The 18,257-nt window shown below is 63.9% G+C and carries 14 protein-coding genes; 5 read left to right on the forward strand and 9 right to left on the reverse strand.

Annotated features, from left to right (window positions below):
* The first annotated feature begins 223 nt into the window (after window positions 1–223).
* Both PMI20_RS22495 and lpxH read left to right on the forward strand, forming a co-directional pair.
* Window positions 224–727 carry a peptidylprolyl isomerase gene (locus PMI20_RS22495; protein WP_007929634.1) on the forward strand — a complete coding sequence of 168 codons (504 nt, stop codon included), beginning with the start codon at window positions 224–226 and terminating at the stop codon, window positions 725–727.
* Window positions 724–1,473: a UDP-2,3-diacylglucosamine diphosphatase gene (lpxH, locus tag PMI20_RS22500; protein WP_007929635.1), complete on the forward strand. Its 750-nt coding sequence runs from the start codon at window positions 724–726 to the stop codon at window positions 1,471–1,473. Before PMI20_RS22495 ends, lpxH begins: the two co-directional genes overlap by 4 nt.
* A 155-nt stretch (window positions 1,474–1,628) precedes the next feature.
* Here the strand turns inward: lpxH and PMI20_RS22505 are convergent, their stop codons facing one another.
* The 7 genes from PMI20_RS22505 to PMI20_RS22535 all read right to left on the reverse strand — a co-directional run bounded on the left by PMI20_RS22505 (window position 1,629) and on the right by PMI20_RS22535 (window position 12,707).
* A complete protein-coding gene (locus PMI20_RS22505) occupies window positions 1,629–3,158 on the reverse strand; it encodes a DHA2 family efflux MFS transporter permease subunit (protein WP_007929636.1) in 1,530 nt (509 codons plus the stop codon).
* 65 nt (window positions 3,159–3,223) lie between these two features.
* Window positions 3,224–4,426: an HlyD family secretion protein gene (locus tag PMI20_RS22510; RefSeq protein WP_007929637.1), complete on the reverse strand. Its 1,203-nt coding sequence runs from the start codon at window positions 4,424–4,426 to the stop codon at window positions 3,224–3,226.
* A 15-nt stretch (window positions 4,427–4,441) separates the two neighbouring features.
* Window positions 4,442–5,911: an efflux transporter outer membrane subunit gene (locus PMI20_RS22515; protein WP_007929639.1), complete on the reverse strand. Its 1,470-nt coding sequence runs from the start codon at window positions 5,909–5,911 to the stop codon at window positions 4,442–4,444.
* Window positions 5,912–6,385, reverse strand: coding sequence for a MarR family winged helix-turn-helix transcriptional regulator (locus PMI20_RS22520; protein WP_007929642.1), 474 nt, complete (start codon window positions 6,383–6,385; stop codon window positions 5,912–5,914).
* A 209-nt stretch (window positions 6,386–6,594) separates the two neighbouring features.
* Complete coding sequence (locus tag PMI20_RS22525) at window positions 6,595–10,269, reverse strand: translocation/assembly module TamB domain-containing protein (RefSeq protein ID WP_007929643.1); 3,675 nt, start codon at window positions 10,267–10,269, stop codon at window positions 6,595–6,597.
* A complete protein-coding gene (locus PMI20_RS22530; protein ID WP_037035517.1) occupies window positions 10,266–11,993 on the reverse strand; it encodes an autotransporter assembly complex protein TamA in 1,728 nt (575 codons plus the stop codon). The genes PMI20_RS22525 and PMI20_RS22530 overlap by 4 nt, the downstream gene beginning before the upstream one ends.
* A 63-nt stretch (window positions 11,994–12,056) precedes the next feature.
* Complete coding sequence (locus tag PMI20_RS22535; RefSeq protein WP_007929645.1) at window positions 12,057–12,707, reverse strand: GNAT family N-acetyltransferase; 651 nt, start codon at window positions 12,705–12,707, stop codon at window positions 12,057–12,059.
* A 203-nt stretch (window positions 12,708–12,910) separates the two neighbouring features.
* Here PMI20_RS22535 and xthA point away from each other — a divergent pair, with 203 nt between their 5' ends.
* Window positions 12,911–13,723, forward strand: a complete 813-nt coding sequence (gene xthA, locus PMI20_RS22540; RefSeq protein ID WP_007929646.1) for an exodeoxyribonuclease III — start codon at window positions 12,911–12,913, stop codon at window positions 13,721–13,723.
* A 55-nt stretch (window positions 13,724–13,778) separates the two neighbouring features.
* On the opposite strand, the gene PMI20_RS22545 is transcribed toward xthA, so the two are convergent.
* A complete protein-coding gene (locus PMI20_RS22545; protein ID WP_007929647.1) occupies window positions 13,779–14,105 on the reverse strand; it encodes a YegP family protein in 327 nt (108 codons plus the stop codon).
* A gap of 250 nt (window positions 14,106–14,355) precedes the next feature.
* Between PMI20_RS22545 and PMI20_RS22550 the strand changes: the two genes are divergently transcribed.
* Window positions 14,356–15,738, forward strand: a complete 1,383-nt coding sequence (locus PMI20_RS22550; RefSeq protein WP_007929648.1) for a substrate-binding domain-containing protein — start codon at window positions 14,356–14,358, stop codon at window positions 15,736–15,738.
* A gap of 92 nt (window positions 15,739–15,830) precedes the next feature.
* Here PMI20_RS22550 and PMI20_RS22555 read toward each other — a convergent pair whose 3' ends face one another.
* Window positions 15,831–17,060, reverse strand: coding sequence for an acyl-CoA dehydrogenase (locus PMI20_RS22555; RefSeq protein ID WP_007929649.1), 1,230 nt, complete (start codon window positions 17,058–17,060; stop codon window positions 15,831–15,833).
* A gap of 193 nt (window positions 17,061–17,253) precedes the next feature.
* On the opposite strand from PMI20_RS22555, the gene PMI20_RS22560 reads away from it, so the two are divergent.
* A complete protein-coding gene (locus tag PMI20_RS22560) occupies window positions 17,254–18,180 on the forward strand; it encodes a LysR family transcriptional regulator (RefSeq protein WP_007929650.1) in 927 nt (308 codons plus the stop codon).
* Window positions 18,181–18,257 lie beyond the last annotated feature (77 nt).

Below are 18,257 nucleotides of genomic sequence, written 5' to 3' on the forward strand. Positions count from 1 at the left end.
ATATCATAGCCGATGCGGTCAAGCCCCTGACAGAGCGGGCTTTAAATCTGCCGCGATTAATCCGTCGCAAATGAAAAAACAGCCTCGAATTTCACGCCCGTCACGCTAAACTGCGCACCTTGGCGGATTTTTGCCAGCGCGGTTCCGGCCCGCGGGCCCCAGGCCTGCCTCCCGGAACCCGGGAATTCCTTGAAAACGCTCCTCCTTATAAAGAGTACCGATCATGACCCAAGTCAAACTGACCACCAACCACGGCGACATCGTGCTGGAACTGAACGCCGAGAAAGCCCCGGTCACCGTGGCCAACTTCGTCGAATACGTTAAAGCCGGTCATTACGAAAACACCGTATTCCACCGCGTCATCGGTAACTTCATGATCCAGGGCGGCGGTTTCGAGCCAGGCATGAAAGAAAAGAAAGACAAGCGTCCAAGCATCCAGAACGAAGCCGACAACGGTCTTTCCAACGACAAGTACACCGTCGCCATGGCCCGCACCATGGAGCCGCATTCGGCTTCCGCACAGTTCTTTATCAACGTCGCTGACAACAGCTTCCTCAACCACAGCGGCAAGACCGTGCAGGGCTGGGGCTACGCGGTATTCGGCAAAGTGGTCGCCGGCACCGAAGTGGTCGACAAGATCAAAGGCGTGGCCACCACCATGAAGGCCGGCCACCAGGACGTACCGGCAGAAGACGTGATCATCGAGAAAGCCGAGATCGTTGAGTGATACTGCTGATTTCAGATTTGCATCTGGAAGAGGAACGCCCGGACATTACCCGGGCGTTTCTGGATTTACTGGGCGGGCGTGCCCGCTCGGCGCAAGCGCTGTATATCCTGGGAGATTTCTTCGAGGTCTGGATCGGCGACGACGCCATGACCCCCTACCAACTTTCCATTTGCCAGGCACTGCGCGAGCTCAGTGACAGCGGCACGCAGGTTTTCCTGATGCATGGCAATCGCGACTTCATGCTCGGCAAGGCCTTCTGCAAGGCCGCGGGCGCGACCCTGCTCAAGGACCCGAGCGTGGTCGACTTCTACGGCGAGCCGGTGCTGCTGATGCACGGCGACAGCCTGTGCACCCGCGACGAAGCCTACATGCGCATGCGCCGCTACCTGCGCAACCCGGTTTCGTTGTGGATCCTCAGGCACCTGCCGCTGCGCACCCGGCACAAGCTGGCGCGCAAGCTGCGCAATGAAAGCCGCGCGCAAACCCGCATGAAGGCCAACGACATCGTCGACGTGACCCCGGACGAAGTGCCGCGGATCATGCAGGCGTTCAAGGTGCGGACCCTGGTCCACGGCCACACCCACCGCCCGGCCATCCACAAGTTGCAGATCGGCGACCAGGCCGCCAAGCGCATCGTGCTGGGGGACTGGGACCGTCAGGGCTGGGCCTTGCAGGTGGATGAACAGGGTTTCCAGCTGGCGGCTTTCGACTTCGTGCCGTCACAGCAGGCATTGCCCCGCCTGTAGCCGCTGCCGCAGGCTGCGATAAGGCCCGAAGGGCCTTGCGAGGCCTTCCAGGCGAACGCTGCGCGTTCTATCGCAAACAAGCTCGCTCCTACAAAAAGGTACCTCCCCTGTAGGAGCGAGCTTGCTCGCGATAATTTCTCTGCCCTACCGCACCATCAATGCCCCGCCGACGCCGACCCGGCCTTGGCGGTGAACGGTGGCTTGGCCAGCCACACCAACAGGATCAGCGCCATGAAGCTCCAACCCAGCAACGTGAAGTAGTCCACGGTGGACATCATGTACGCCTGCCCGGTCAGCACCTGGTCCAGTTGCGCGTAGGCCTGGTTGCTGGCACCGCCCAAGGAGTTCAGGGCATCGCGGGTGGCCGGCTCGAAGCTGCTGATGTGTTCACTCATGTAGGCATGGTGCTCGTTCGCCCGGCGGATCCAGATCCAGGTGGTCAACGACGCGGCGAAGCTGCCGCCCAGGGTCCGCAGGAAGGTGGCCAGGCCGGCGCCATCGGCGATCTGGTGCGGCGGCAGGTCCGACATCAGGATGCTCAGGGTCGGCATGAAGAACAGCGCCACGCCGATGCCCATGAACAGTTGCACCAGGGCGATGTGCTGGAAGTCCACCTCGTTGGTGAAGCCGGCGCGCATGAAGCAGCTCAGGCCGATCGCCAGGAACGCCAGCCCGGCCAGCAAGCGCAGGTCGAACTTGTGCGCGTACTTGCCGACGAAAGGCGACATCAGCACCGGCAGGATACCGATCGGCGCCACCGCCAGGCCGGCCCAGGTCGCGGTATAGCCCATCTGGGTCTGCAACCACTGCGGCAGGATCAGGTTGATACCGAAGAAACCGGCATAACCGCCCACCAGCACGATGGTGCCGATGCGGAAGTTGCGATGGGCGAACAACCGCAGGTTGACTACCGGATGGCGGTCGGTCATTTCCCAGATCACGAACACCGCCAGGGCAATCACCGAAATCAGCGTGCCGATAACGATGAAGTTGGATTCGAACCAGTCCAGGTCGTTGCCCTTGTCGAGCACGATCTGCAAGGCACCGACGCCGACGATCAGGCTCAGCAGGCCGATGTAGTCCATCGGCTGGCGACTGGTCACCACCGGCCGCGCCTTCAGTTGCTGCTTGACCACCCAGGCGGCGAACAGGCCGATCGGCACGTTGATGAAAAAGATCCACGGCCAGCTGTAACTGTCGGTGATCCAGCCGCCGAGAATCGGCCCGGCAATCGGCGCCACCACCGTGACCATCGCCAGCAGCGCCAGGGCCATGCCCCTTTTCGCCGGCGGGTAGACCGCGATCAGCAGGGTCTGGGTCATCGGGTACAACGGCCCGGCCACCACCCCTTGCAGCACACGAAAGCCCACCAGCTCGGGCATGGAGGTGGAAATCCCGCAGAGGAACGAGGCCAGCACGAACAGCAGGGTGGCCCAGATAAACAGCTTCACTTCGCCGAAGCGCCGGCTCAGCCAGCCGGTCAGCGGCAAAGCGATGGCGTTGCTCACGGCAAACGAGGTGATCACCCAGGTGCCCTGCTCCGAACTCACCCCAAGGTTGCCGGAAATGGTCGGCAAGGCCACGTTGGCGATGGTGGTGTCGAGCACCTGCATGAAGGTCGCCAGCGACAGGCCGATGGTGCTGAGCAACAGGCTGGGCGGCGTGAAAGAGGCGTTATTGCTCATCGCGAATCCTATGAAGCGAGGCAGGTGCCGCGGCCGCTAACGGCCGCAGCAGAGGGATCGGCGAATCAGCGCTGCGCGGTCTTGCCGATAGCGGCGCTGTTGTCGTGGATCAGACGGGCGATCAGGGCATCGGCCTCGCCCAGCTGGCGGTCGTAGACGCTGGTACTGAACGACGCCTTTTGTGGCGGCTGCTGGGCCAGCACGGGGCCGCTCTGGTCATGCAGGTCGACGTTGACCACCGTCGACAGACCGACCCGCAGCGGATGCCTGGCCAGTTCTTCGGCATTCACATGGATGCGCACCGGTACCCGCTGCACGATCTTGATCCAGTTGCCGGTGGCGTTTTGCGCCGGCAACAGGGCGAAGGCACTGCCGGTACCGGCGCCGAGGCTGTCGATGGTGCCGCTGTACTTGACCTCGCTGCCGTAGATATCGGCCTCAATGTCCACCGGCTGGCCGATGCGCATGTCACGCAGCTGGGTTTCCTTGAAGTTGGCGTCGATCCACAGTTGGTCGAGCGGGATCACCGCCATCAATGCGGTGCCCGGCTGCACCCGCTGGCCCAGTTGCACGGTGCGCTTGGCGACATAACCGGTCACCGGGGCGATCAGGGTGCTGCGGGCGTTGGTCAGATAGGCCTGGCGCAATTGCGCGGCGGCCGCCTGCACGTCCGGATGGTTCGAGACCACGGTGTCGTCCACCAGCGCGTTGGTGGTGTTGAGCTGCTGCTGGGCATTGGCCAGGGCGTTCTGCGCCGAGGTCAAGTCGTCGCGGGCGTGGGACAGTTCTTCCTGGGAAATCGCCCCGCTGCTGGCGAGGGTCCGGCGACGGTTGAAGTTGTCCTGGGCCTTCTGCACTTCGGCCTTCTGCGCCGCCACCTGGGCGCGCATGCCGTCGACATTGCTGTACAGCCCGCGCACCTGGCGCACGGCGCGGGCCAGGTTGGCCTCGGCGCTTTGCAGGCCGACCTCGGCATCGTTGGGGTCGAAGTTGATCAGCACCTGGCCTTCGTGGACCAGGTCGCCATCGTCGGCGCCGATGCTGACCACCGTACCGGTGACCAGCGGGGTGATTTCCACCACGTTGCCGTTCACATAGGCGTCGTCGGTGCCTTCGTTCCAGCGTCCGTAGAGTTCATACCAGGCAAAGACCCCCAGCCCGCCCAGGACGATCAGCGCCACCAGGCCCAGCAGCATGACCTTGCGCTTGCGCGGGTTGGCGGTGTCCGGGGTGTTTTCAGGAGCGTTGTTGGTTTCGGCAGTGGCCATGATGAGTACCTTGAATTATTGAGTGCGCGAGGCTGGGGTCGGGGCGGCCGCGGCCAGATTGTCGGTCTGGAAACCACCGCCCAGGGCCTGCATCAGTTGGATCGACAGGTCGATCTGCTGGGCATTCAGGGTCGCCAGCTGACGCTGGGCCTGCAGCAATTGCTGCTCGATGCTGAGCACGTCCAGGTAATTGCCGATCCCCGAGCCGTAGCGCTGGACCACGGTGTCGTAGGAGTCCTGGGCGATGTCGGTAGCGTGTTGCTGGGCGGCGATCTGCCGACCGATGTCACGCAGTTGGGAGAGGGTGTCGCTGACATCCCCCAGGGCATTCACCAGGCTCTTGTTGTACTGCGCCACGGCCAGGTCGTAGTCGGCGTCCCGGGCATCCAGGTCGGCGCGCAGGCGGCCACCGTCGAAGATCGGCAGCGACACGGTCGGGGCGATATTGAAGAAGCGGCTGGCCGATCCGAACATCGCGTCCCCCAGCAACGCTTGAGTGCCGGCAGCGGCGCTCAGGTTGAGGTTGGGATAGAAGTTAGTCTTGCCGGCGTCGATGCTCTTGCTCGCCGCCTCGACCCGCCAGCGCGCGGCCACCAGGTCCGGACGGCGGCCCAGCAGTTCCGCCGGCAGCACCGACGGCAGTGCCACCGCGCTGGCCTGCAGGACTTTCGGCCGGGCGATTTCGTTGCCCCGGTCCGGGCCTTTGCCGAGCAATACCGCGAGGGCGATCTTGGCGCTCTGCAGGTTTTTCTCGGCGTCGATCAGGCTGGCTTCGGAGCTGGCCTCCAGGCTTTCGGTCTGCTGGTACTGGTACTGGCTGTCGATGCCCGAGCTCAGGCGCTTCTGGCTCAGGTCGAGCATCTGCCGGGTGCGCTTGAGGTCTTCAGTGGCCAGGTCATGGACGATATGCGCCTGGCCCAGGTCGCTGTAGGCCCGGGCCACGTCGGCGGCCAGGGTCAGTTGCGCGGCCTGGCGATCGATCTCGGCGGCGCGCGCCTGGCCCAGGGCGGCTTCCCAGGTATCGCGCTGGCCGCCCCAGAGGTCGAAGGTGTAATTGAAGTTGCCTGTCAGGCTGCGCATCGTGCTGTAGTTGTCGCCCTGCCCGCTCGGGTCCTGCGAACGGGACAAGCGCGAGCGGCTGACACTGCCGCTGGCGTCCAGGGTCGGCATGCGTGCCGCGTCCGCGGCATAGGCCGCCGCGCTGGCCTGGTGGGCCCGGGCGCTGGCGATCTGCATGTCGGGACTGTCGTGCAGGGCTTCGCGGATCAGCCCATCGAGCTGTGGATCGCCCAGGCTCTTCCACCAGTCGCTCTTCGGCCAGGCCGCCGGCGACAGGGTCACGCCACTCAGGGATTGTCCGGCCTTGAGGGATTTGGCATCGAGGCTCACCCCTTCGGTTGTCAGGCCACTGTAGTTGGCACATCCCGCCAGGCTCATGGCCAACAGCACCAGGCTCAAACGGGCACGCAAGGTTTTACTGCTCATTTACTTATCACCTACCCGCAACACGGTGATCGGGTCACCGGCCGCCAGCAAAATTTTCTTGAGGATCTGTTCCAGGGTTTTCAACTCTTCGGGGGTGATGGCGCCGGCCAGTTGGTTCATCGCGTTGGCGCCGATGTGCGGCAGGCAGTCGGCGAGCTTCTGGCCCTCCTCGGTGAGCACCAGGCGCACCTGGCGGCGGTCGTGCTCCGAGCGTTGGCGGGCGAGGAAGTCCTTCTGCTCGAGGCGATCGAGCATTCGGGTCATGGAACCGCTGTCCAGGGACAGGTGGCGGCACAGCTCGGCCGGGGTGTCGACGCCGAACTGGGCCATGATGATCAGCACCTTGAACTGCGCGGCGGTGATGCCGTGGGGTTCCATGTGGGTGTCGATGATCCGGTCCTTGAGCAGGGCCGCGCGGCCCAGCAAGAGCCCGAGGTGGCAATTGTGGAAATCGTCTGGGGTGAAGTGCTTCATCTGACCACCTGTTAGCTGCCTAGGCAGCGAAAGTATGTCGAGATGTTACTGCCTAGGCAGCCAATATCCAAACAATAATTAGCATGCTTACTATTAAGCTAATTAATGGGAAAGCCTTGAAGTCAAGAATCGGCGGGAGAATTACCGGCTGGAGGAGCGGCGTGGTGAACACCAGCCCCCTCGCCAAAGGGGACTGGATTGTCGACGAGCTAGAAGTCGCGCTTGTAGAAGATGTCCAGCGAACTGGCGACGCCGCTGGCCGCTTCCAGGTAGACCTTTTTGCTCAGCTTGTAGCGCAGGGCGATGGTGTTGGCCGGCTCGAAGACCCCCACCCCGTAACGCAGGCTGAGCCGCTCGGAGATATTGCCGCTGGCCACCACGCTGGTGGTGTTGCCGCTGCCCTGGGTGTCGAGCTGGAAGTCGTCGATTCCCAGGTCCTTGGCCAGCCCGCCGGTGATGTTCGAGCTGCCCATCAGGCCCAGGCCCAGGGCAGCTTGCGCCAGCATGTTGTTGTCCTCGCCGGTGGTGCTCAAGGGACGCCCGAGCACCAGGTAGGACAGTGCCTGCTCCTGGCTCATGGCCGGCTCCGAGAAGATCTGCGTGGTCGGCTGCTCGGCGCTGCCACTGAGGCGGATACCGGCGATCACGTCATCGGTCTGGCGGATCGCCTCGATGTCCAGGTACGGCTGGTCGATCGGCCCGGCGAACAGCAGGCGCGCCCGGCGCACGGTCAGGCGCTGGCCGTAGGCGCGGTAGCGGCCGTCGTTGAGCCACAGTTCGCCACGGGTGTCCATGTTGTCGCCGATGTGCACGTGGCCTTGCAGGTTGGCGGTCAGGCCGAAGCCGGTGAAGCTGAGCTTGTCCTCGCCGACCACCACATCGATGTCCATCGCCATGGCCATCGGTGCTTTGCCCTCCTCGGTCTGGTGGCCGATGATCACCGTGTCGTCCGACACCTTGACCGTCGATGGCGGCAATTCACGGATGGTGATTTCACCCTTGGGCACATGGACCTTGCCGGCGATCGCCAGCTTGTCGTCCTTCATCGAGATCTTCAGGTCCGGCGCCACGTCCAGCACCGCATAGGGCTCGACGGTGACCGGCAGTTGCGAGCCTTTCAGGCTCAGGTCCACCACCAGCGCCTGGCCCCAGGCGATATTGCCGTTCAGGCTACCCTGGCCGGCCTTGCCGCTCTTCCAGCCGCCGTTCAACTGCACGCTTTCACCGGCGATCAGCGCCTGCAATTGCAGGTCCTGGAGGCTGATGGGCAATTCAGGGCCGGAAACTTCGCCACCACTAAGGGCCAGGTTGCCATTGACCTGCGGCGCCAGCAGACCGCCGGAGATGCGCCCGCTGCCATTGAGGGTGCCGGTGAGCTTTTCGACCATCGGCACGAACGGCCGCGCCACCGCCAGGTCCAGGCCGCTGAGGCGGAACTCGCCGGACAGCGGCTTGTTTTTCGGCAGCGGATTGATCTGCGCCTGCAGCATCAGCTCACCGAGCTTGCCGCCACTGAACGCCAGCTGGGTGTCGATACGCTTGGGGTTGAGGGTGGTGTCGAGTTTCAGCGTCTGGTACGGGAAGTCCAGCCACTGCTGCTTTTCCTTGACCCGCAAGGTGCCGCCGCTGGCGTCCAGCAGGATCCGCCCCTGCGGGCCGCCGGCCGGTACGTCCAGCTTGATATCGGCATTGAGCCGGCCCTTCCAGGCGAAGTCCTTGGGCAACCACTGCGCGAGGCTGTCGATCGGGAACTGCTTGAGGTGGTAGCGCAACTTGGGCTCGGGCATCAGCCGCTGATCCTCGCCACACAGGCTGGCATCGCCGCTGGCCCAGCAATGGGCGCCGAAGTTGAGCTTGCCGTCGGCCAGGTATTCGAGCTTGGCCGGGGCTTGCAGCCTCCAGTCCTGGCCACCGGTCTGGATATCGCCGCTGGCCAGGCGCCCGCGCCAGTTGCCCTGGTCCAGCTTGCCGTCCAGGCCCAGTGCCAGCTTGAGCTGCGGGCCTTGCAGGTGCAGTTGCAGCTTCTGGCTCTTGATATCGCCCTGGCCGCTGGCCGTCAGTGTGCCCAGCGCGGTTTCACCGACCTGGATGCCGGCCCCCTTGAGGTCGATTTGCGCCCGTTGCGCGCTGTCCAGGTTGGCATCGAGCTTGAGGCTCTGCAGGCGATTGTCGGCGAACACCAGTTGCTGGCCTTGCAGGTCGAGCTTGCCCTGCGGCGCCTTCAGGGTGCCCGCCACATCGAGGCGGCCGTTGAGCTGGCCACGCAGCTCGGGCCACAGCTGGCCGAGACGCGGCAGCTTGATATCGAGTTGCCCGGCCAAACGCTGTTGCAGGCGGCCGGAACCGTTGATGCGGTTGTCGCCCAGGCGGATGTCCAGGGTGTTCAGGTTCCACTGCTCGCCAGCGCCATCGGCCTTGGCCTGCAGCACCGCGGGCTGGCCGCGCAGCTTGCCCTTGAGGTCGAGGTCGGCGTTGAGCTTGAGTTGCTCGTTCTTCATTTCGCCCTGGCTGCGCAGCGGCCCGGCCAAAGTGCCCGGCAGCTCGGCGACCCAGTACGCCGGGTTGATCGCCGACAGATCCAGGGCGGTATCCCAGGCGATGCCGTCGGCGAATTGCAGGTTCAGGTGGCCTTCGGCCTTGCCCTGGCCGGCGGCCAGCTTGAACTGGGGCAGGAAGATTTTCGTCAGGTCGCCGCTGAACGGGCTGCTGAGGCTGAACGCCCCCGCCGGGCCATCGAGGTCACCCTTGAAGTTGCCCAGGTAGTTGCCATCGCGGTAGGCGACCTCGGCAGTGAAGCGGCGCACCGCCACCGCGGGCTCTTCGATCAGCGGGTACAGGCGATGCCAGGGGAAGTCCAGCCAGTCGAGCCTGGCTTCGGCGTTCAGGCCCTGGCTCCAGTCCAGCTGGCCCGTCAGCTTGAGGTTCTGCTTGTCGTTGGCGCTCAGGTCCAGCGCGGCGATCTGCGCGCCCTTGGCGTCGACCTTGCCTTGCAGCGCCAGGGCCACCGGCCCCTGCTCGGCCGGCAGGCTGGCCTTGCCCAGCAGTTGGTAACCCGCCTTGAGGTCGCCTTTGCCAGTCAGTTCCAGCTGGTTGAGCATCAGGGTATCGGGCAGCTCGGCGCTGGCCTTGAAGCCATCGGCGGTGATCCGCACCTCGGCCGGCAGGTTCTCCGCCAACGGTTGCAGCTCACCGCTCAATTGGCCTTGCAGGTAACCGCTGCTGTCGGCCGCAAGCTTGAGGGTCTTCAACAGGTCGCCATCGACCTTCAGCGCCAGCGCCCAGGGTTCACTGCCCGGCGCCGGCAGGGTCAGGGTACCGGTGGCACTCAGTGGCCAGTCGCCGCTGGGCGACAACAAGCCCGAAAGTTTGAGGCTGAGGTCGTCGCGTTGCAGGCTCACCGAGTCGATCTGCAGGCCCTTGGCCGTCCACTGCGCCGCCAGCTGCAAGCCCTTGAGTTCCTCGCTGCCATTGAACTGCAGGCTGCCGACCCGTACCTGCCCCAGCTCGATAGCCACAGGCAACTGCAGATCCGGCAGGCTGATCGGGCCGCTGCTTTGTTCTTCTGCGCCCGGCGGGAATTGCAGGCTGACCTGCTCCACGTCCAGTTGCTCGATGCACAGGGTCATGCGCATTAGGCACGCCGGCGACCAGGCGAATTTCGGCGCCTGGAGTTCGACCCGGCTGCTGTCCTGCTGCCACAGCAGATGATCGGCGCTCCACTGTCCGCCCAAGCGGCCGGCGAAGCTCTCCACCGTCAAGCCCGGCACCAGGCCCAGGGCCCAGCGACTGCCGGCCTGGGTGCCGAGTATCGAAGCCAGCGCCAGTACCAGCACCGCCACCAGCACAAGCAGCGCCAGCGCCGCGATCTTCAAACCACGCTTCACAGCTCAGGCCCCATGGAAAAGTGCAAGCGAATGCCGCCGTCATCGTCCAGCGCATGGGCCAGGTCAAGGCGGATCGGCCCCACCGGGGACACCCAGCGCACGCCGACACCGACCCCGGTCTTGAGGTTCGGCAGTTCAAGTTTGTCGAAGGAGTTGCCCTGGTCGACAAAGGTCGCCAGACGCCATTTTTCCGCGATGGAGTACTGATACTCGACGCTGCCGGCCACCATGTAGCGCCCGCCGATCCGGTCGCCGTCGGAGTTCTCCGGCGACAGGCTCTGGTAGTCGTAACCGCGCACGCTCTGATCGCCACCGGCGAAAAAGCGCAGCGACGGCGGGATCTTCTTGTAACCGTTGGTGGCACTGCCACCGAACTGCACCCGGCCGAGGAAGCGATGGTTGTCCCACACCGTGGTCAGGCCCTTGAGCAGCACGGTGCCATATAACAGGTTGGTGTCCGAACCCAGCCCTTCCTTGGCCACCTTGCTGTCGAATTGCAGGCGATAGCCGTTGTGCGGGTCGATGCGGTTATCGCTGCGCAGGTAGGAATAGCTGATGCCGGGCATCAACAGGGTACTCAGGCCCGAGTCGTCGCCCAGGCGGTATTCCTCGCGTTGCCACTTCAACGAGATGACTCGCTGCCAGCCGCTGGGCAACTTGCTGTGCCACTCGGGACCGAGGGTGAGCAGCTTGCTCAGGGTGTCGGTATTGGCGATTTCTTCGTTCTGGTAGCCGCCGGCAAAACGCAGCTTGTCGGTCAGCGGCGGGTCCAGCGGTATGTCGTAGAACAGGCCGACGTTCTGTCGCGGCGCGGAGACTTCCGCCTCCCAGCCGTAGCTGTGGCCTTGGGCGTTGACCCAGTGCCGGGTCCAGTTGGCTTTGGCCCGCGGCCCGACGTCGGTGGAAAAGCCCAGGCCCAGGCCCATGGTGCGCGGCTTGCGGGTTTCCAGCTGGACCGCCACCGGAATCACCTCGGCGGCGGCCGCGGTCGGCGCCGCGTCGACCCGCACGCCCTCGAAGTAACCGCTCGATTGCAATGCCTGGTTAAGCTCGGCGATCAACTCGGAATCGTAGGGAGTACCGGCCTTGAACGGCACCATGCGTTGCAGCAGGTCTTCGTCGAACGGTGTATCGCCGGCAAAACTGACCTTGCCCAGGGCATAACGCGGACCGCTTTCGTAGACCAGCTCGATATCCGCCACCCCGGCCTGGGGGTCCACGGCCAGCTTCTGCCGGGTGAAACGCCCGCTGAAAAAGCCGTAGCGCGACGCCTGGTTCTGGATCAGCCGCTTGGCGTCTTCGTAATGACCGTGATTGAGAACCGCGCCGCTTTTCAGCTGGTCGCTCCTGGGCACCCGAAAGCCCTTGAGGGAGGCCGCCGGGCCGTCGACCCGGATGGTGACGTTGCGCAGGTGCACCGGCTCGCCAGGATCGATATTCAGCACCAAACGCGGCTTTTCGCCGCCTTTGACTTCGCTGCTAATCTGCGGCTGGTAGTAGCCCAGAGCCTGGGCGGCCTTGCGGGCCTGCTCCTCGGCGCCACGGCTGAAACGCAGCAGGGCTTCCTCGTCGCGATCGCCCACCCCGCCGATGTAGCCTTCCACATTGGCCTTGAGTTCATCGTTGGAGGGTTTGACCCTGACGTCCAATTCGCTTTGCGCCAGTGCCGCACAGCTTGTGAACAGCAGCAACAAGCCGCTGGTGAATCTTCCTGAAAACTTCATAGGCGCGAATGCTATCACGAGCTGGGAGCCCGATAGAGCGCACAAATGTGAGGAAAGTTCTGTTCAGCCGGTCGCGCTTTGCAGAACCTGCGGGTTGGCGTGAAAGAAAACGTGCTCGCGGACCGGACCGACGGCGATCTCGCCAATCTCTTCATAACCCTGGCGCTCATAGAACGCCAGGTAACGCGGGTTGCCGGTGTCCAGCACCACACCCTGGGAGTGTTCGTCCACCGCGCACCAGTTGTGCACCGCCTGCAGCAACTGCTCACCGAAGTGCCTGCCCTGGAATTGCGGATGAATCCCCAGCAAGGGCAGGACGTGCACCGAATCGCTGGGCAGGCAACCCAGCACCGCGGCGTGATAGTCCAGGTAACGCCGGGTGCAACGGAAACCGGTACTGAGCACCATGCGCAGGCGCCAGGCCCAACTCTCGGTAATGCCCAGGCGACGCTGGGGCGGTGCGATCAGGGCGATGCCGATCAGCCGGTCATTGACCAACAGGCCGATGGCCGGCAGGTCCTGAATGAAGTGCTGCTTGACCAGCTCCCGTACCGTGGCCCGCACCCGTTGTTCGTAACCCGGGCGTTCGGACTCGAACAGATAAGCGAAGGTCGGCTCGTGGCGATAAGCCTGGTACAGCAGGGAGCGGGCTTCGCGGGCGTAGCCGCTGTCGAGCATGTGAATGTCGGCGATGGCAGTCGAGGTTTCAGGCATGGCGATTGGTCTCCCCCTGGGCCCGGCTTGAAGTGGCCGCGCTGGGCGGCGGCGTTCTTCTGCGCGGTTGTTATAGCTACGAACCTTTCAGGCTCATGATCGTTCCACCGCCCATGGACCTTAGCAGCGCATCTGCCCTGCCGCCACGCTGGCCGCCGCGCGACTTGTCGGCTAGCATCGCAGTTTTGCCAGGACTGCCGACCATGAAGATCGTCTCGTTCAACATCAACGGGCTGCGCGCCCGCCCCCATCAGTTGGCGGCGCTGATCGAAAAGCATCAACCGGACGTCATCGGCCTGCAGGAAACCAAAGTGTCGGACGACCAGTTCCCCCTGGCCGAAGTCCAGGCGCTGGGTTATCACGTGCATTACCACGGGCAGAAAGGCCACTACGGCGTCGCCCTGCTCTCGCGCCAGGCGCCGCTGGACCTGTACAAAGGCTTCGATGGCGACGATGAAGATGCCCAGCGGCGTTTTATCTGGGGCACCTTCGCCGATGTCGATGGCACCCCGGTGACCATCATGAACGGCTACTTCCCCCAGGGCGAAAGCCGTGACCACCCCACCAAGTTCCCAGCCAAGCAGCGCTTCTACAACGACCTGCAGCACCTGCTGGAAACCCGCTTCAGCAATGAGCAGCCGCTGGTGGTCATGGGCGACGTAAACATTTCCCCGGAAGACTGCGACATCGGCATCGGCCCGGACAACATGAAACGCTGGCTGAAAACCGGCAAGTGCAGCTTCCTGCCGGAAGAGCGTGAGTGGATGGCCCGCCTGAAGAACTGGGGCCTGGTGGACAGTTTCCGCCACCTCAACCCCGAGGTGGCCGATCGTTTCAGCTGGTTCGACTACCGCAGCCGCGGTTTCGAGGACGAGCCCAAGCGCGGCCTGCGCATCGACCTGATCATGGCCTCTCGCGGCCTGCTGCCACGGATCAAGGATGCCGGGGTCGACTACGACCTGCGCGGCATGGAGAAACCTTCCGACCACGCACCGATCTGGCTCGAGCTGAGCTGATCGCCCGGCACAAAAAAGCCCATCCTGAGATGGGCTTTTTTATGGCTTCAGCGTCTCAACACAGCTCGATCCGGGTGCTGGTGCCAGCCTGCATGATGGCCTCGATGGCGGACTCACGGGTCGGCTCCGAGTCATACAAGTGGCTGACCAGGATCACCTCCTTGCCGGCCTTGAGATTGAAGTAAGGTTTGCCACCGGGGGCGATCTTCTTTTCGTAACTACCCGGGGACGTGCAGTGCTTGCGGAGCAGCGCAATGGCTGCCTCGACACTCTCACGACAAGGGTAACGGTCGCTTTGAAGCATGGTCTGCGCGTCCTTGGACTTCAGCAAGAACCTGAAACCACCGCTGCCATATTGCTTCAGCTCGAACCAGCCACTCATTTCATACTCCTTTGACACAAGCAAATTGCAGCCAGGGCTGCATCGACGCCTGGTGACGACGAGAGTCAGCGTGCGCCAATTCCCCTCCAGACAAAGTTTTCAACTGTACTGAGCCCGCCGTGCCGGGTCTTTAAGAGCATTCTGAAAAGCCAGGGGAACGCTCCGATTACCCCCATCAACCGTCACATCCCCGTCACCTCCCTGACTTAATCTCGCCGCACTCGCTCCCGCCATAGAAGGCCATTGCCGCATGTCACGCGTTTGTACCGTCAGTGAACCGGACCTCTGGTGCCGAACCCTCTTCCTGCTGCTGGTCGGCTTCGTCTGCTACGCCCTGCCCTGGTCGGTGTTCGCCGCCCTGCCCCTGGCCGGCGACAACCAGCCGGTGCTGCGCATCCAGGGCTCCAACACCATCGGTGCCGCGCTGGGCCCGGCCCTGGTCAAGGGCCTGATGCAAGAACAGGGTTTGCTCGACATACGGATCGAGGCGACGGGTAAAGACAACGAACGTCGGGTGACCGGCCAGAGTGCCCAAGGCCAGCGCGTTGTCGTCGAGATCGCCGCGCATGGCTCCAGTACCGGCTTTGCCGCGTTGAAGAACGCCAGCGCCGACCTCGCCGCCGCGTCACGGCCGATCAAGGACAGCGAACTGGTGGAGCTGGAAGCCCTCGGCGACCTGAAAGACCCCGACGCCGAACAGGTGATCGCCATCGACAGCCTGGCCATCATCCTCCACCCGCACAACCCGCTGGCGCGGCTGGACACCGAACAATTGGCGCGGGTGTTCAGCGGCGAGGTGAAAACCTGGGAAGAACTGGGCGGCGTCGGCGGCGCCATTCACCTGTACGCCCGCGATGACCGCTCCGGCACCTACGACACCTTCAAGGAACTGGTGCTGGCACGCCGCAACAAGAACCTGAGCGCCACGGCGAAACGCTTCGAGTCCAGCGAACGACTCTCCGACGCGGTCAGCCGCGATCCCCAGGGCATCGGTTTTATCGGCCTGCCTTATGTGCGCCAGGCCAAGACCGTGGCGATTGTCGACGGCGGCTCGCAACCGATGCTGCCCCTCGACAGCCTGATCGCCACCGAGGACTACCCACTGTCACGGCGCCTGTACTTCTACCTGCCGCCCGATGAGCAAAACCCCTGGGCCAGGGCCCTGGTGCGTTTCGCCCAGAGCGCCAGGGGCCAGGCCATAGTCGCGGCCAACGGTTTTATTGCCCAGACGGTGCTGGCCATGAGTGTCGCCCCCGCCCCGCAGATGCCCGAGGGTTACCAGGCCATCGCCCGGCAGGCGCAGCGCCTGACCGTGAACTTCCGCTTCGAGGAAGGCAGCGCCACCCTCGACAACAAGGCGCGCCAGGACCTGCCACGGGTCCTGGACTTTCTCAAGCGCCACGACAAGCTGGCCAAGCGCGTGACCCTGGTCGGCTTCGGCGATGCCAAGAACGATCCGGCACGCGCGGCGCTGCTGTCCAAGCTCAGAGCCATGACCGTGCGCCGGGAACTGGTGAGAAACGGTGTGGTACTGCGCGAGATCCGCGGTTTTGGCGCGCAGATGCCGGTCGCGGCCAATACCGCGGACGAGGGGCGGATCAAGAATCGGCGGGTGGAAGTCTGGGTGTATTGAGAGAGAAACCAGCGGTGTAATCGAGGCCGCTTCGCGGGCAAGCCTCGCTCCTACAGATTCTTCCGTAGGAGCGAGGCTTGCCCGCGATCGCTTTAATGCCCGCTGCGCAGCATTTCCTTGGGCACGTACTTGCCGATTTCGAATTTGCCAATGGCCGCGCGGTGCACTTCGTCCGGGCCGTCGGCCAGGCGCAAAGTACGTTGCATCGCATACATGTAGGCCAGCGGGAAATCGTTGGAGACCCCGGCCCCACCATGAATCTGGATGGCCCGGTCGATCACCTTCAAGGCCACGTTCGGCGCCACCACCTTGATCTGCGCGATCTCGCTTTTCGCCACCTTGTTGCCGACGGTGTCCATCATGTACGCCGCCTTCAGGGTCAGCAGGCGTGCCATGTCGATCTCCATCCGCGAGTCGGCGATCTTGTCGATATTGCCGCCCAGGCGCGCCAGCGGCTTGCCGAATGCGGTACGACTTACCGAACGCTTGCACATCAGTTCCAGCGCGCGCTCGGCCATGCCGATCGAACGCATGCAGTGGTGAATCCGGCCCGGGCCAAGGCGGCCCTGGGCGATCTCGAAACCACGGCCTTCGCCCAGCAGCACGTTCTCGTACGGCACCCGCACATTGTCGAACAGCACTTCGGCATGGCCGTGGGGTGCGTCGTCGTAACCGAACACCGGCAGCGGCCGGACAATCTTCACCCCGGGGGTGTCGACCGGCACCAGGATCATCGAGTGCTGCTGGTGGCGCGGCGCGTCCGGGTTGCTCAGGCCCATGAAGATCAGGATCTTGCAACGCGGGTCGCAGGCCCCCGAGGTCCACCACTTCTTGCCGTTGATCACCCATTCGTCGCCATCGCGCACGGCGCGGGCCGCCATGTTGGTGGCGTCGGACGACGCCACGTCCGGCTCGGTCATGGCGAAGGCGGAGCGGATCTCGCCGCGCAGCAGCGGCTCCAGCCAGCGTTGCTTCTGCTCTTCATTGGCGTAACGCACCAGCACTTCCATGTTGCCGGTGTCCGGTGCCGAGCAGTTGAAGGGTTCCGGCCCCAGCAGGGAGCGGCCCATGATTTCCGCCAGCGGCGCGTATTCCAGGTTGGTCAGGCCGGCGCCGAGTTCCGACTCGGGCAGGAACAGGTTCCACAACCCCTCGGCCTTGGCCTTGAGTTTGAGCTCTTCCATGATCGCCGTCGGCTGCCAGCGATCGCCTTCGGCGACCTGGCGCTCGAACACCGCTTCAGCCGGATAGACATAGGTGTCCATGAACGCGGTCACGCGCTCACGCAGTTCCTGAACCTTGGGTGAATAGGCGAAATCCATGGGCAGCTACCTTCTTGGCGAGGTGGTTGAGGGCATGGAACCGATGCTAGAACAGCTTACGAAAATTTACCTAGCCTATTCTCGGCGTGTATTAACATTCATCACCGATATATGATTGACTGATTGGGCAGGCCAATCAGTCCAGCCTCCGGCCCCTAACAATACCGGCCCCTAACAATAAGAGTGCAGCGCAATGAATCTGAGCAAGGTCGACCTCAACCTTTTCATCGTCTTCGACGCGATCTACACCGAAGCCAACCTGACCCGCGCCGGGCAAATCGTCGGCATCACTCAGCCCGCTGTCTCCAACGCCCTGGCCCGCCTGCGCGAGACCTTCAACGACCCGCTGTTCGTGCGGACCGCCCAGGGCATGGTGCCCACGCCCATGGCGCAGAACATCATCGGCCCGGTGCGCAACGCCCTTTCGCTGCTGCGGGTGTCGGTGCAGGAAAGCCGCATCTTCAACCCCTTGCAGGCGGTCAAGACCTACCGCATCAGCATGACCGACCTGACCGAGGCAGTGATCCTGCCGCCGCTGTTCCAGCGCCTGCGGCGCCTGGCGCCCACGGTGATCATCGAGAGTTTCCTGTCCAAACGCCGGGAAACCACCAAGGAACTGGCCGCCGGCCGCCTGGATTTCGCCGTCGATGCCCCGCTCAACACCGACCCGCAGGTCCGCCACGTCAAGCTGATGGAAGACCGCTATGTATGCGCCATGCGCAAGAGCCACCCGCTGGCGAACAAGGAAAAACTCAGCCTCGACGACTACCTGTCGCTGACCCACATCCATATTTCCAGCCGTCGCAGCGGCCTGGGTTACGTCGACCTGGCCCTGGGCAAGATGGGCATCCAACGCAAGATCGCCCTGCGCTCCCAGCATTACCTGATGGCCTCGCAAGTGCTGCAGCAGACCGACATGGTCATGACCGTGCCCGAGCGCTTCGCCCGCCGCCATGACCTGCTGGCGTTCAACCTGCCGGTCAACGACGTGCCGCCGCTGGAAACCCACCTCTACTGGCACGAAAGCACCGACCAGGACCCGGCCAACCGCTGGATGCGCGAGCAGATGATCGAGCTGTGCCAGCAGGTGACGGCCCACGAGAAAAAACTCGAGAAGTGACCGGTAGGAACGAGGCTTGCCCGCGATCAGGGAGAACGTGGTGGTTCAGGGAAACCTCTGCGGACCCATCGCGGGCA

Origin of the sequence: Pseudomonas sp. GM17 (assembly GCF_000282175.2) — a bacterium.
GTDB classification, from domain to species: domain Bacteria; phylum Pseudomonadota; class Gammaproteobacteria; order Pseudomonadales; family Pseudomonadaceae; genus Aquipseudomonas; species Aquipseudomonas chlororaphis.

Coding starts and splice junctions, on each gene's coding strand:
- PMI20_RS22495 (WP_007929634.1), top strand. CDS start 224: ATGACCCAAGTCAAACTGACCACCAACCACGGCGACATCGTGCTGGAA.
- PMI20_RS22505 (WP_007929636.1), bottom strand. CDS start 3,158: ATGAGCAATAACGCCTCTTTCACGCCGCCCAGCCTGTTGCTCAGCACC.
- PMI20_RS22510 (WP_007929637.1), bottom strand. CDS start 4,426: ATGGCCACTGCCGAAACCAACAACGCTCCTGAAAACACCCCGGACACC.
- PMI20_RS22515 (WP_007929639.1), bottom strand. CDS start 5,911: ATGAGCAGTAAAACCTTGCGTGCCCGTTTGAGCCTGGTGCTGTTGGCC.
- PMI20_RS22520 (WP_007929642.1), bottom strand. CDS start 6,385: ATGAAGCACTTCACCCCAGACGATTTCCACAATTGCCACCTCGGGCTC.
- PMI20_RS22530 (WP_037035517.1), bottom strand. CDS start 11,993: ATGAAGTTTTCAGGAAGATTCACCAGCGGCTTGTTGCTGCTGTTCACA.
- PMI20_RS22535 (WP_007929645.1), bottom strand. CDS start 12,707: ATGCCTGAAACCTCGACTGCCATCGCCGACATTCACATGCTCGACAGC.
- xthA (WP_007929646.1), top strand. CDS start 12,911: ATGAAGATCGTCTCGTTCAACATCAACGGGCTGCGCGCCCGCCCCCAT.
- PMI20_RS22545 (WP_007929647.1), bottom strand. CDS start 14,105: ATGAGTGGCTGGTTCGAGCTGAAGCAATATGGCAGCGGTGGTTTCAGG.
- PMI20_RS22550 (WP_007929648.1), top strand. CDS start 14,356: ATGTCACGCGTTTGTACCGTCAGTGAACCGGACCTCTGGTGCCGAACC.
- PMI20_RS22555 (WP_007929649.1), bottom strand. CDS start 17,060: ATGGATTTCGCCTATTCACCCAAGGTTCAGGAACTGCGTGAGCGCGTG.
- PMI20_RS22560 (WP_007929650.1), top strand. CDS start 17,254: ATGAATCTGAGCAAGGTCGACCTCAACCTTTTCATCGTCTTCGACGCG.